This is a genomic window from Tenacibaculum sp. SG-28 (genome assembly GCF_002954385.1).
Lineage (GTDB): Bacteria > Bacteroidota > Bacteroidia > Flavobacteriales > Flavobacteriaceae > Polaribacter.
Window position 1 is genome coordinate 63,503 of the sequence record NZ_MQVY01000004.1, and the last position, 13,589, is coordinate 77,091.

At 34.8% G+C, this 13,589-nt stretch carries 13 protein-coding genes; 4 read left to right on the forward strand and 9 right to left on the reverse strand.

Translation table 11 applies throughout. The annotated features are described in order from the left end of the window. Positions 1–7 precede the first annotated feature (7 nt). From BSU00_RS10180 to BSU00_RS10220, 9 genes are all read right to left on the reverse strand, one after another. On the reverse strand, positions 8–1,087 hold the full coding sequence (locus tag BSU00_RS10180; RefSeq protein ID WP_105004291.1) for a mannose-1-phosphate guanylyltransferase: 1,080 nt from the start codon (positions 1,085–1,087) through the stop codon (positions 8–10). Further along, positions 1,087–1,674, reverse strand: a complete 588-nt coding sequence (locus BSU00_RS10185; protein ID WP_233188701.1) for a SprT-like domain-containing protein — start codon at positions 1,672–1,674, stop codon at positions 1,087–1,089. Before BSU00_RS10185 ends, BSU00_RS10180 begins: the two co-directional genes overlap by 1 nt. A 13-nt stretch (positions 1,675–1,687) precedes the next feature. Beyond that, on the reverse strand, positions 1,688–2,371 hold the full coding sequence (locus BSU00_RS10190; RefSeq protein WP_105004293.1) for an SDR family oxidoreductase: 684 nt from the start codon (positions 2,369–2,371) through the stop codon (positions 1,688–1,690). 24 nt (positions 2,372–2,395) lie between these two features. Then, positions 2,396–2,905: a DUF898 family protein gene (locus BSU00_RS10195; protein ID WP_158254424.1), complete on the reverse strand. Its 510-nt coding sequence runs from the start codon at positions 2,903–2,905 to the stop codon at positions 2,396–2,398. Continuing rightward, entirely contained in the window at positions 2,902–3,363 is a 462-nt protein-coding gene (locus BSU00_RS10200) for a DUF898 family protein (RefSeq protein WP_105004295.1), read from the reverse strand. Before BSU00_RS10200 ends, BSU00_RS10195 begins: the two co-directional genes overlap by 4 nt. Before the next feature lie 276 nt (positions 3,364–3,639). Continuing rightward, complete coding sequence (locus tag BSU00_RS10205) at positions 3,640–5,070, reverse strand: SusD/RagB family nutrient-binding outer membrane lipoprotein (protein ID WP_158254425.1); 1,431 nt, start codon at positions 5,068–5,070, stop codon at positions 3,640–3,642. Positions 5,071–5,080: 10 nt separating this feature from the next. Beyond that, entirely contained in the window at positions 5,081–8,338 is a 3,258-nt protein-coding gene (locus BSU00_RS10210; protein WP_105004297.1) for a SusC/RagA family TonB-linked outer membrane protein, read from the reverse strand. Positions 8,339–8,462: 124 nt separating this feature from the next. Then, positions 8,463–9,737: a hypothetical protein gene (locus BSU00_RS10215; RefSeq protein ID WP_105004298.1), complete on the reverse strand. Its 1,275-nt coding sequence runs from the start codon at positions 9,735–9,737 to the stop codon at positions 8,463–8,465. 59 nt (positions 9,738–9,796) lie between these two features. After that, positions 9,797–10,081, reverse strand: coding sequence for a hypothetical protein (locus BSU00_RS10220; protein WP_146104841.1), 285 nt, complete (start codon positions 10,079–10,081; stop codon positions 9,797–9,799). A gap of 184 nt (positions 10,082–10,265) precedes the next feature. On the opposite strand from BSU00_RS10220, the gene rpsL reads away from it, so the two are divergent. Genes rpsL through rpsJ form a run of 4 tightly spaced genes read left to right on the forward strand, consistent with a single transcriptional unit; the run spans position 10,266 to position 13,588 of the window. Then, positions 10,266–10,646: a 30S ribosomal protein S12 gene (rpsL, locus tag BSU00_RS10225; RefSeq protein WP_105004300.1), complete on the forward strand. Its 381-nt coding sequence runs from the start codon at positions 10,266–10,268 to the stop codon at positions 10,644–10,646. Positions 10,647–10,677: 31 nt separating this feature from the next. Continuing rightward, the gene (rpsG, locus tag BSU00_RS10230) at positions 10,678–11,154 is read left to right on the forward strand and encodes a 30S ribosomal protein S7 (protein ID WP_105004301.1); all 477 of its coding nucleotides are present in this window, start codon (positions 10,678–10,680) and stop codon (positions 11,152–11,154) included. Positions 11,155–11,159: 5 nt separating this feature from the next. Beyond that, complete coding sequence (gene fusA, locus BSU00_RS10235; protein ID WP_105004302.1) at positions 11,160–13,277, forward strand: elongation factor G; 2,118 nt, start codon at positions 11,160–11,162, stop codon at positions 13,275–13,277. 5 nt (positions 13,278–13,282) lie between these two features. Beyond that, positions 13,283–13,588, forward strand: coding sequence for a 30S ribosomal protein S10 (rpsJ, locus tag BSU00_RS10240; RefSeq protein WP_075342599.1), 306 nt, complete (start codon positions 13,283–13,285; stop codon positions 13,586–13,588). The last annotated feature ends 1 nt before the right edge of the window (position 13,589 follow it).

Here is a 13,589-nt window from a genome sequence, read left to right on the forward strand (position 1 = left end):
TATGTCCCTATTCTCCATCGATACTTTTTGCAGCAGCAGCAATATTTTTTATATCCTGTTCATCTTCTCTTGGACAAATTAAAATAGTATCTTCTTTTTCTACTACAATAAAATTTTGTAGGCCTTGAATGATAATTTTTTTACCTTTTTGGGTGCGAACCATATTACCTGTGGCATCTCTAAAGATCGCTCTAGAACCAACAACTGCGTTTTCTTGGGTGTCTTTTGAAAGTTTATGATAAAGGGAGCCCCAGGTTCCAAGGTCATTCCACCCAAAATCAACGGGTAAAGTGTATACGTTTTTGGCGTGTTCCATAATGCCAAAATCAATAGAAATATTTTCGCAAGCAGGATATTGTTTTTGGATAAACTCTCCTTCTTTTTCTGTGTTGTAAACTTCAGCTTCGTTCAATAAAGCAAACATTTCTGGTAAATAACGCGCAAATGCATTCAGGATACTTTGTGCCGACCAAACAAAAATTCCTGCATTCCAAAGATAATCTCCGTTCAAAATGAACTCTTTTGCTTTCTGTAAGTTTGGTTTTTCTGTAAAGTTTTTTACTTTCTTTATCGATGAGTTTGCGTTTTCATATTGAATGTAACCGTAACCGGTATTTGGGGATGTAGGTTGGATGCCAAGGGTCATGAGAATTTCTCTCTCAGAGCAGGCAGTAAATGCTGTTTGTATACTTGTTAAAAAAGCTGTTTCGTTTTCTATCCAATGGTCAGAAGGTGCAATAAGCATTACCCCTTCTGGATTTTGTTGGTAAATTTTCAGGGCAGCATATAAAATACAAGGCGCAGTATTTCGCATGGCTGGCTCTAATAGTAATTGCGCTTTCTTTATTTCGGGAATTTGTTCCAAAATTAGCGTTTCATAACGCGCATTAGTTGCAATTAATATATTTTCCGAGGGAATTAAATTTTGTATTCTTGAAAATGTTTTTTGTATTAAGGATTGTCCTGTTCCTAACATATCATGGAATTGTTTTGGGTAATCCTCTGTACTAATTGGCCAGAATCTAGAGCCAATTCCTCCTGCCATGATGACTGCAAAATAATTATTCGTATTACTGGTAGCTTTCATTACTCTTCAAGTATTTGTACCTCTGCGTTTTGATTAAAAAGATAAATACGCTGGTTTGCAATGTTTAAGCATTCATAACGTGTTCTCCTTTTATTTCCTTTTTTGTAGAAGTTTTGTTTAAATTTAAAAGTACTTCCCTTCGGAACTTCAAAGATAAAACTCTTTCCCGATTTAGCCATACCACCGCGTAAAGCAAGAGATAATTTAACATCACTGTCGGTACTCGCTTTTGGGTTTTTTAGGTAGTTTGCTAAATATGGAAGTATAGAAAGAGGAAATATATCTGGTTGTAAAAAAGGGAGCATTAAGTGTTGGAATACGGTTTTCCATTCTTTTCCATGGGGTTGCACACGACCAAATTTTTGAAAGGTCACTTGGTGTGCGATTTCATGAATTAACGTAAGTAAAAACTGATGTTGGTTTAAGTTATTATTAATGGTAATTTGTGTTTTTCCATCAGACATTCTTCGGTAGTCGCCATGTTTGGTTTGTCTTTCGGAAACAATTTTTAGGTTTACATGATATTTATAAATTAAATATTCTACTATAGTTATTGCTTTTTTCGGTATATATGGATCGAGTTGCAAAAGATAGTGTTTATTATGGCGTGGAACTAGATACTTGTAGCACCTTACCATTGTAAAATTTATTTCCGGTAAGTGCAAAATCAAACATATAGTCTGCCATTTCATTCGGTAATAAAGGTGCTTTATATCCCGGAAAAGCCTCTTCCAGCATTTCCGTTTGTACGGCTCCAATGGCGAGCACATTAAAGGCTATTGCTTCGTTTTTATATTCTTCTGCTAATAATTCCGATAAAGTTATCACAGCACCTTTCGCAGAACTATATGCGGCAAGGCCAGGGAACTTCATACTTCCCTGAATACCCCCCATACTGCTTATTGTTACTACATGACTCCCTTTTTCCATATATGGTAACACATTTCTCGTAAGAGAAGCAACCGCAAAAACATTAACTCGATACACATTTTCAAAATCTTCTGTAGTCAACTCTTCAAATGGTTTGTTAATTAAAAGACCTGCATTATTAATTAAAATATCGACACGTTTCCATTCTTTTTTAATAAAGGAAACAGCCGAGTTTATTGCTTCGTCTTTCGATAAATCAACCGATATGGCAGTAATATTTTTATGGTTTAGGTTCTCTATTGGTGTTGTGTTTCGCGAAAGCGCTAGAACGCGGTGCCCCTCTGCAGCAAACTTTTGTGCAAGCGCAAAACCAATGCCTCTGCTTGTTCCTGTAATAATTATATTTTTACCCATTAATTTTGTCTTTTAAAAATTGCATTAAATAAGGTTGAAATCTAACATGTCTAGTGCGGCCTCTCCTGTTGCATCGTCATAATTATCGTAGGATGCTTTCTGTATTTTTTTACTATCAAAATTTTCCAAAGCTAAGAATTTGAAAATAAAAGTGTTTGTTCTTATTACCACCCAAGGTAGTGCAAGGCCTAAAGTACAAATTAAAAGCAAACTATTTACAAGTAATAATTCAAAGATATCTCCAGTTTGTGCAGTAAACGAAAAGTTCTGTTTTTCTTCGTTAAGTGTTACCTCTGTATTGGAGGCATAGTATGTCCAAAGATTTTTTACATACCAAAAAGTATAGATTCCTAATGTTGGATAAAAAAATAAAAAGAATTTAAAATTCAACCAAAACAATGTTTTACCTTGTCCTTTAAAATTAAAAGATACATTACCCAAGCGAAGATGGCTCATAACATATTTTCTTAGACTAACTTGGAACCATGCTCCGTAAATTCCAAGGGTAAAAATGGTAAAGATTAGTCCTCTCAAGAAAACCCAAAAAATTCGGTGCGATTTCCTAAATAGGAGAAGCGAATTCCTTTCCAAGAGCTCTTTGAGCTTCTGTAACGAACAGCACCATGAATTGCAAATGGCAAAATAAAAATGAAGAATGCATAAAGTAGGGCTAGAGCTATACTGAGCTCCCAACTATTTTTGTTTACGGAAGCATAAATTAAAAAAGCATACAGTACTAGCGTAGGGAAGTATATTTTTAGAAACCCTCTGAAAACCTCTTTGCCTGTTCCGTGAAAGGTGAAATTAGTATCTCCAAAAGAAGTAGCTTTATAATGATATTTTAAAATAGCGACTTTAGCCCATGGATAATATAATCCGAAACTTATTATACTGAAAATTATGACTTTAAAATATAGCAAAGTATACGCTCCTGCGTTTCCTTGGTAATTAAAAGTTGCAGTTTTTTCTTTAGGTGTAGAAATTTGGTTCATGCGTTATTTTTATGACTCAAAAATGCTGTTTTAATTTATTTCCTACAAGACTTTAACGATTATTTTAACATTCCTAACAAAAAGGGAATCTGTACAGATTCCCTTTTTTGCATTTAAACACCAATTTATACTTTTATTGATTACTAGTTTTATTGTAGAAAAACCTAAATAATAAAATTTGTAAATTTTGATTAGTGCATAATTTTATTTTATCAAATTGTTTATGTTAAAAAACACTGTTTATTTAATTAAACAGTGTTTTTATATTTAATAAAACTAGTTTTTATCCCACCAAACTTTTTCAGTCATATTTCCTGGTGTGGTTGTAACTTTTTCCAATTGCGCTGAGTTATTTTGAGTCTCAGATAATGGATATGGTATTCTTACTGGGATTGAATTTATGACTCCATTTGTCGTAGGGGTTAATGAAGGTTGATCTAATCTTCTCCACTCATTCCATGCTTCAAATCCATTCATGTAAAGTGCAATCCATTTTTGTAGACCAATTGATGATTTCCAATCTGAGCTATCGTAAGGATTAGCAGCTATATAATCTGAAATTGCCGAAGTATCATTAATTCCCCATTGGTTCATAGATGATGTAACACCATTACTGTATGCTGTTGACGCATTACCAGGAGAAATTCCTCTTTGATATACCTCAGCTAATAAAAATGACACTTCTGCATGTGTAAGTACATTAAAAGGTGTAGTTGCATCTCTTACTGCATCATTCGGTCTTGAAGTCGTTGCTTTTAATTCAGTCGCTTCGTTATCTGTTAAACCATAAGGCATACCGATAATTTCACCGGTAGAAGTTGGTTTTGCAAATTTATCCAATCTAGGATCTCCGATATCAGTTAGCGTAGTTACTAACAATTCTGAGACACAATAATCATCACGGTTACCAATTTGTGGACTGTAATTTCTGTATAAAGGATTCGCTCTTGCATCTACATTTGGGTAATTAAAATATGCGTTATTGTCATTATTAGTCATTACCCCAGCTGAGATTGCTTTATTGATGTAAGTATTTGCAGTTGCAGGATCAGCATCTAATATTCTTACCGCATACTTCAACATTAAAGAATATGTGAATATTTTCCATTTTGCGACGTCTCCATTATATAATAATTCACCAGAGTCGAATGAATTTGTATTTACATTTAATCTGCTACCAGAAGAATCAAGTGTACTTAACAATCCCTTGTAAATATCTTCTTGTGCATCATACTTTGGGAAGGTAACACCACTTATAGCCTCACTGTAAGGTACATCTCCGAAAGCATCGGTTAGTGCACCAAATACTTGAACAAGCATTACGTCAATAATAGCGGTTTTATTATTTTTTATAGCATCAGGAATATCTTGTTCTGCCACTAATTCTTTAGCGGATACTAATTCCTTAGCAATATCTGTATACATTGAAACAAATGTTCCATTAAATGATGTTATGTCATAATTGTATCTTGAGTCTTCCGTGTACTCATTCTGCGCCCATTGCTGCACCATTAGAAGTCCTAAATCCGCATTTAGTCCTGTTCCGTTTAATGCATTATAAAAGTTATATTGAGCTGTTGATAATAGAGTGTAGGCTGGAACTGATACAGCTGAATTTGGGTCTACATTCATATCGCCAAAATTACTACAGCCAATTATATTTAATAACGACAATGCGCTAATTGCGAATAATTTTATTTTTTTCATTGTTTTTAATTTAGAATTTAACCGAAACATTTAAACCAAATGATCTGGTTGATGGAACCTGAGCATTTTCTAATCCTTGAACATTACCAGAACCTGTAACAACTTGAGGGTCTAGGTATGGTAAATCTGCTGATAATATAGCTAAATTTCTACCAAATACACTAAAGTCAACATTGGATATAGCTGATCTTCCTAAAAATCTCTGAGGTAAGCTATAGTTAAGTCTAATTTCTCTAAATTTTAAGTAGCTTGCATCATACACGTTAGGCGCTGCTACCCTCCAAGTAGTTTGGTAATATGTTTGTGGGTCAATACGAATATCGTTCGTAGAGCCATTTTCAAGAACACCTGGTAATACCATTCCATTTTCACGAGTATCTGCTTCTCCATTAAAAGAAACAGTCTCAGGATGCATTCCTGAATATTTTGACCATTGTAGTGATGTTGAGTGAATAATACCTCCAACTTGAAAGTCAAATAAAGCTGACAGGGTTAAGTTTTTGTAGTTAAAAGAAGTGTTAAAACCTCCTATCCAATCTGCTATTGCAGAACCAAGATATACACGATCTTCTGTAAATTTATAATAACCATTATCACCGATAACTTTATTACCGTTGTCATCGTAAATATAATCCTGTCCATATAGGGCCATATAAGGTTTTCCTTCTTGAACTCTTAAATCTGCTGCCCATGTACCTCCTTGAATTAAACTTTCTGTAATTGACTCTCCGTTTTCGTCCTTTAATAATTCAACAACCTCATTATTTTGGCTTGTTAAATTTAGTCCTAAATTCCAACTGAAATTTTCTGTTCTAATTGGTGTTCCATTTAATTGTAATTCAACACCAGAATTTCTCATTGATCCTGCATTTAAGTATACAGCTGAATATCCTGTTGTAGCAGATGCGTCTACCGGGAAAATTTGATCCTCAGTCAGTCTGTTATAATATGCGGCATCAACCGATAACCTTCCACCGAAAAATTTAGCAAAAACACCAAATTCGTATTCTGTAGTTAATTCGTTAGTTAAATTTGGATTCTGTCTTTGGTTAGGTACACTGTATAACGGATTCCCATCAAAATTAGGATTTATAGGATTGTATACATCATACAAGCTGTATGGATCTCCATCATTACCAACTTGGGCTATACTAGCTCTAATTTTGGCAAAATTCAAAAAGTTACTTTGATTAAGACCATTTAGTTCTGTCAATACAAAACTCATAGAGGCTGATGGATAAAAATAGCTATTATTATCTTCTGGTAAAATTGACGACCAATCATTTCTAGCAGTAAGATCAAGAAATAACATATCCTTCCAACCAAATGATGCCAATCCAAAAATACTATTAATTCCTTTTTTTCGTTCATACGTGTCAGTGGTTGGGTCTTGAGCAGAATTTGCAATATTAAAAAACCTATCAATTACTAATCCTCCATTTGTTGTAGATGTAAATCTTTTACTTCTATTTACCATACTATTAGCCCCAATTCCTGCATTAAATGTCCAATCTTCTGAAAAATTAGTATTGTAGTTTAATCTAACTTCCATATTGGTCTCTTGGAATTGTCTTTCTGTCTCTGTATAGTTAGATCCTGCAACTGATCCATCAGGAATTCCTTCTCTTAAGCTAAATTGGTACCAGTCGGTTCCAAATTGTGTTGTTATGCTTAGTTCTTCGGTTAACGCGTATGATAAATTTACATTACCGTATAATCTGTTTTTAAAATCTTCTTGTAGATAATTATTTCTTACCCAGTATGGGTTATCAAAGTAATTAGGATCGAAATCTATTCCTGTTAGCTGATTGTTGTTTGTTCTATCGGTTGATATCCCAGTTAGATTCCAAGTATATTGTCCTCCGCTTAAAAGATTTTGTCTTTCTTTTAATCTTTCAACATCTAATTGCGATTGCCACCATTGTGTGAATGCTTGCATTGGATTCGTATTATCATAACCAGTTGCATTTCTGTTTTCGGCATCCGTTCTTACATAGTTTACAACAAAATTTGCTTTTAGTTTATCTGTAAAATTATATCCACTATTTAGATTTATTGTATTTCTTTCTAGTTTTGCGTTTGGAGTAGTTCCTTTTTGAGATAGATTTGTGTAAGATGCTCTGAAGTTACCTTTTTCATTAGATCCTGTAAACGCTATTGAGTTTGTAAGTGTTAACCCTGTATCAAAAAAGTCTTCATATGAGTTTTTTGGAGCGACCCAAGGTCTTACTTCTTTGTAATTTGATGAATTTTCGTCCCAAGAATCCCAATGTCTAACTAAAATGTTTGGATTGTATTTTGGACCCCAAGAACCATCTTTTCCATAATTCGGAGCTAAATACTCTACTCCATCTTGTGTGAATAATTTGAATCCATTCCTACCAACTGTAAAACCTTGAGCGTCAACGTCGCTATAAATAGAACCTCCTCCATACATTTGTTGTATTGGTATAAGGTTAGCAACATTATCAAAGGTAACAGCAGTATCGAACGATACGCCAATACCTTTTACTCCTCTTCCGGATTTGGTAGTTATTAAAATTACACCATTTGCTCCTCTTGATCCATATAATGCGGATGCTGCGGCTCCTTTAAGAACAGACATTGTTTCAATGTTTGAAGGGTCGATGTCACTTGCCCCATTACCATAGTCATATGAACCGCCACCAAATCCTCTCTGCTGGCTATTTGAAGCATAATTTGCATTGTCAATTGGTACCCCGTCGACAACGAATAAAGGTTGATTATTTCCTAAAAATGAATTGGATCCTCTGATTGTTATTCTTGACGAACCTCCTAATGCAGAAGGTGACCCTTGGATTTGGACCCCAGCAACTTGTCCTTGTAGGGCATTTACAATATTTGTTTCTTTTGTTTGATTTAGTTGCTCTCCATCTACTTGTTGTACAGCATAACCAATTGCTTTTTCTTTTTTTGAGATACCAAGAGCTGTTACAACAACTTCTTCAAGCATATTGTCGCTTTGCATTTCAATATCTATTTTAGAGGTCGAACCTACAGTTTTTTCAACAGAGGTCATACCAACAAAGCTGTACACTAAAACATCTCCAGTTTTAGCTTTGATACTATAATTTCCATCAAAATCAGTTTCCGTACCTTTTGATGTACCTTTTAGTAAAATAGTAACCCCAGGTAGTGGTCCAGATTCATCCGAAACATTTCCTGAAATTATTTTTTCTTGTGCAAAAGAAACTTGCACAATAAACGCTAGGAATAGCGTCAAAATTCCATTAAATTTTGTTTTCATTGCGTATTAGTTTGAATTATTTCATCCAAAAGTCTTAATTTTATGTTAATAAAACAACATATATTTTAAAAAAATGTTAATGGGTGCGAATTTAATGTTAAAAAGGCGAGAAAAGATTTCTGAATTAAAGGAAACTTATAACTTTTATTGCTAAAAATGAATTGTTAAAATTCCAGGTTGAACTCTCTGATTTACCGATAGTATAGGTAATAGTAACTAAATTATTGCTAGTGTTTTGTTTATAGCCAATTCCGATACCCTGAGCTGTCTTGTAGCTTTTATCGATTTTATACCTACCCAGGTCCAATATTGCATAAATACTAGTTTTTCCGGTAATTTTATAGTGATATTCTGAATTAAGAACACCAAAGGAAGGGGTGAAAACACTTTGTGGGTTAATTCCTCTAATTGTGCCTGTTCCACCGATTCTAAACAGCTCATTGGTAAGTGTATTTTCCGATACTAAATGTTTGAATTTTCCGGATATAAAAAGTCCGTTACGTGAATTTATTTCCCATAAATAGTGTATCACTGTTTCTAATTTGAGTTGTTCGTTTTTATCCCCGGCACTAATGCGCGAACCAAAAGAGGGTTTGATCGTAGCTGAAAATTTAGTATTGGAAAAGAAATTTGTTTGCTTAAAAACCTCATATTGGTAATATGTTCCGAGAAAATAACTGTTAAAATTATCTATGGTTTCCTCGGAATTACTTAAGGTGTTGGTAGAGTTGTTGCTTTCAAAAGTGACTCCAAGTATTGTTTTGTTGCCCATCGCGTATTGTATAGAGCTCTGGAAGCTAGTGGTAACAAAACTGGTGTCTTGTTTAAAAATTTCAAAGTGTGCGTCTGTGGTAAACTTTGTGTTAAATAGGTATGGTACTTTGGTGTATAAATTGAAGTTTTCACTTCTGTTTTTTAACTTTTCCCATTTTAAGGTAAATACTTCACCACCATTTAAAGTGTTTTCTAGTTTAAGGTCGAGATAACCAATAACCTCTATTTTTTTTGAGGTTTCATTAGATGATATGTTTATCAGGCCATCAAAATAGCTGCTTTTTTTTCTTTTCAAATATAGGTAAAGCAGGGTAGAGTCTTTACTAAATAGAAAACTTGGAGCTCTGGTTTGATTTACAAAAGGTAAGGTTTCTATTGCAGAACTGATTTTGTTTAATGTGTTGTTGCTAGGGATAGTTTTACTATCAACGCGCAAATAATTTTTAACGTGTGATTGCGGAAATTTTGTATATCCCTTAATTATTGTTTGGTCAACGGTTCTCGATTTTGTTTTTGAGGTGGTAAGTTCAGCCGATAGCGTATCGTTTTTGGTGGTAATATTTTGTAATCGAATCTCTGAAAATGAATTTCCTTTGTTCTCTAGTTCTTCAGACTTTTTTAGCAAATATTTCTCTAGATTTTCTATAGGTAGTACGACGGTATTTATGGAGTCGGTAAGAAGAACTATGTTTGTTTTTTTTGTAAAGTAAATTTGTATGTAAAGGTGTTTCTGTTTTTTGTAGTTGTATACTGATAATTGAAGTATCCTTTTCTTTTTAAAATCGCTTCGATTTTTTCAAACTCAAGTAATAGGGCGGTTTCTGTTTTAAATTTATTTTTATGCGTAATGCTTTTGAGGACTTGCCGATCAAGATTGTCCTTTGCAGAAAGTTTCAAGTTGTATTCTTGCGCTGAAAGTAAGGAAGAGATGAGAAATAATAAGGTGGTGATACCAATGTTTTTAAACAATCTCATTAATTTATTACGTTTACAGCGAAAGTACATTTTTATTAACTTAAATGCTATGTTTTTTATGTAGTAAACAAAAATAACTCACTGACATTTGAATAATTAGAAAATTGTCGTACATTTGCGCACTCTTTAAAATTAGAGAAATCATATTAGTACAAACGAAAAATAGTAATTAATTAGTATGCCAACTATTCAACAATTAGTTCGTAAAGGAAGAACCAAAATAACTAAGAAGAGTAAATCGGCTGCTTTGACATCATGTCCTCAAAGACGTGGAGTTTGTACGCGTGTTTACACTACCACACCGAAAAAACCTAACTCAGCGATGCGTAAAGTAGCGCGTGTTAGATTAACAAATGGTAATGAAATCAATGCGTACATTCCAGGGGAAGGACATAATCTTCAGGAGCACTCGATAGTATTAGTTAGAGGTGGAAGGGTAAAAGATTTACCAGGGGTTAAATATCACATTGTTCGTGGTGCATTAGATACTGCAGGTGTTGAGGGAAGAACTCAACGAAGATCTAAGTACGGAGCAAAACGCCCAAAAGACAAGAAGTAAAAATAATTAGTAACTTTTTTAATGTAAAGACATGAGGAAAAGAAGAGCTAAAAAAAGAGTTTTGTTACCGGATCCTAAATTTAATGATCAATTAGTAACACGTTTTGTGAACAACCTAATGTGGGACGGTAAAAAATCTGTAGCATTCAAAGTGTTTTACGATGCAATTGATATCGTAAACGAAAAGAAAACTGACGAGGAAAAGTCGGCTTTAGAAATCTGGAAAGACGGTTTGTCAAATGTTATGCCACACGTAGAGGTGCGTTCTCGTCGTGTAGGTGGAGCAACATTCCAAATTCCAATGCAAATTCGTCCAGATCGCAAAGTATCAATGGCGATTAAATGGATGATTACTTACGCTCGTAAGCGTAATGAAAAAACAATGGCACAACGTTTGGCTGCAGAGGTATTAGCTGCTGCTAAAGAAGAAGGTGCTGCTGTTAAGAAAAGAGTAGATACTCATAAAATGGCTGAAGCAAATAAAGCTTTCTCACACTTTAGATTTTAATAACCATGGGTAGAGATTTAAAATATACAAGAAATATTGGTATTGCTGCGCACATTGATGCTGGTAAAACCACTACAACAGAGCGTATCTTATATTACACAGGTGTTTCTCATAAAATAGGGGAAGTACATGATGGAGCTGCTACGATGGACTGGATGGAGCAAGAGCAGGAAAGAGGTATTACAATTACTTCTGCTGCAACTACTTGTACATGGAATTTTCCAACGGAAAACGGAAAACCAACAGCAGATGCTAAGGGATATCACTTTAATATTATCGATACTCCTGGTCACGTTGATTTTACTGTAGAGGTAAATCGTTCTTTACGTGTATTAGACGGTTTAGTATTCTTATTTTCTGCTGTAGATGGTGTTGAGCCTCAGTCGGAGACTAACTGGAGATTAGCAGATAACTACAAAGTGCCAAGAATGGGGTTTGTTAATAAGATGGACCGTCAAGGGTCTAACTTTTTAGCAGTTTGTCAGCAAGTAAAAGACATGTTAGGTTCAAACGCTGTGCCTATCGTATTGAATATTGGTGATGAAGCAGATTTCAAAGGTATAGTTGACTTAGTGAAAAACCGTGCTATTGTTTGGCATGATGAAACACAAGGGGCAACGTTTGATGTTATCGAGATACCAGAAGATTTAAAAGAAGAAGCAAGAGAGTTACGTGGTAAACTTATTGAAGAAGTTGCTGCTTATGACGAAAACTTGTTAGAAAAATACATGGAAGATGAAGATTCAATTACAGAAGACGAAGTACATGCTGCTTTGCGTGCTGCTGTAATGGATATGTCAATTATTCCAATGGTTTGTGGTTCTGCCTTCAAAAACAAAGGGGTACAGTTCTTACTAGACGCTGTTTGTCGTTATTTACCTTCACCGGTAGATAAGGATGCTATCGTAGGAACAGATCCTAATACTGGTGAAGAGGTTTCTCGTAAGCCAGATGCAAAAGAGCCTTTTTCAGCTTTAGCATTTAAAATTGCAACAGATCCTTTCGTAGGACGTTTAGCTTTCTTCCGTGCGTATTCAGGTCGTTTAGATGCGGGTTCTTATGTATTGAACAATCGTTCAGGTAAAAAAGAGCGTATCTCACGTATCTATCAGATGCACTCTAATAAGCAAAATGCTATCGATTTTATCGAGGCAGGAGATATTGGAGCTGCTGTTGGATTTAAATCCATTAAGACAGGAGATACATTATCAGATGAGAAAAATCCAATAGTTTTAGAATCTATGGATTTCCCAGATCCTGTAATTGGTATCGCTGTTGAGCCTAAGACTAAAGCCGACGTAGATAAATTAGGAGTTTCTTTAGCGAAACTAGCGGAAGAAGATCCAACATTTACAGTTCGTACAGACGAAGCTTCTGGGCAGACTATTATTTCAGGAATGGGAGAGTTACACCTTGATATTATTGTTGATCGTTTAAAACGTGAGTTTAAGGTGGAAGTTAATGTAGGACAGCCACAAGTAGAGTACAAAGAAGCGATTACTGCTAAAGCAGATCACAGAGAAGTGTATAAAAAGCAGTCTGGTGGACGTGGTAAGTTTGCAGATATCGTATTTACAATGGAGCCTGCAGATGAAGGAACCCAAGGATTACAATTTGAGTCTGTTATTAAAGGTGGTAACGTTCCTAAGGAATTTGTACCTTCTGTAGAGAAAGGATTCAAGGAAGCAATGAAGAATGGTCCTTTAGCTGGTTATGAGATGGATTCGATGAAAATTACGCTTACAGATGGGTCTTTCCACCCAGTGGATTCGGATCAGTTATCTTTCGAATTAGCTGCAAAAATGGGATATAAGGCTGCTGCAAAAGCTGCCAGAGCTGTAATCATGGAGCCATTAATGAAACTAGAGGTGTTAACTCCTGAAGAAAACATGGGAGACATCGTAGGAGATTTAAACAGAAGACGTGGTCAAGTCTCAGACATGAGCGACCGTGCCGGTTCAAAAGTTGTAAAAGCGCAAGTACCATTATCAGAAATGTTTGGATATGTAACAGCATTAAGAACAATGTCTTCTGGTAGAGCTACTTCTACTATGGAATTCTCGCACTACGCGGAAACTCCAAGTAATATTTCAGAAGAGGTAATTGCAAACGCTAAAGGTTAATTAAGATGAGTCAAAAAATTAGAATAAAATTAAAATCTTACGATTATAACTTAGTAGACAAATCTGCTGAAAAAATTGTAAAGACAGTAAAAAGTACTGGAGCGGTTGTTAACGGACCGATTCCTTTACCAACTCATAAGAAGATTTTTACAGTATTACGTTCTCCACACGTAAACAAAAAATCAAGAGAGCAATTTCAATTATCAGCTTACAAACGTTTATTGGATATTTATAGTTCTTCTTCTAAGACTATTGATGCTCTAATGAAATTAGAGTTGCCAAGCGGTGTTGAAGTTGAGATTAAAGTATAAG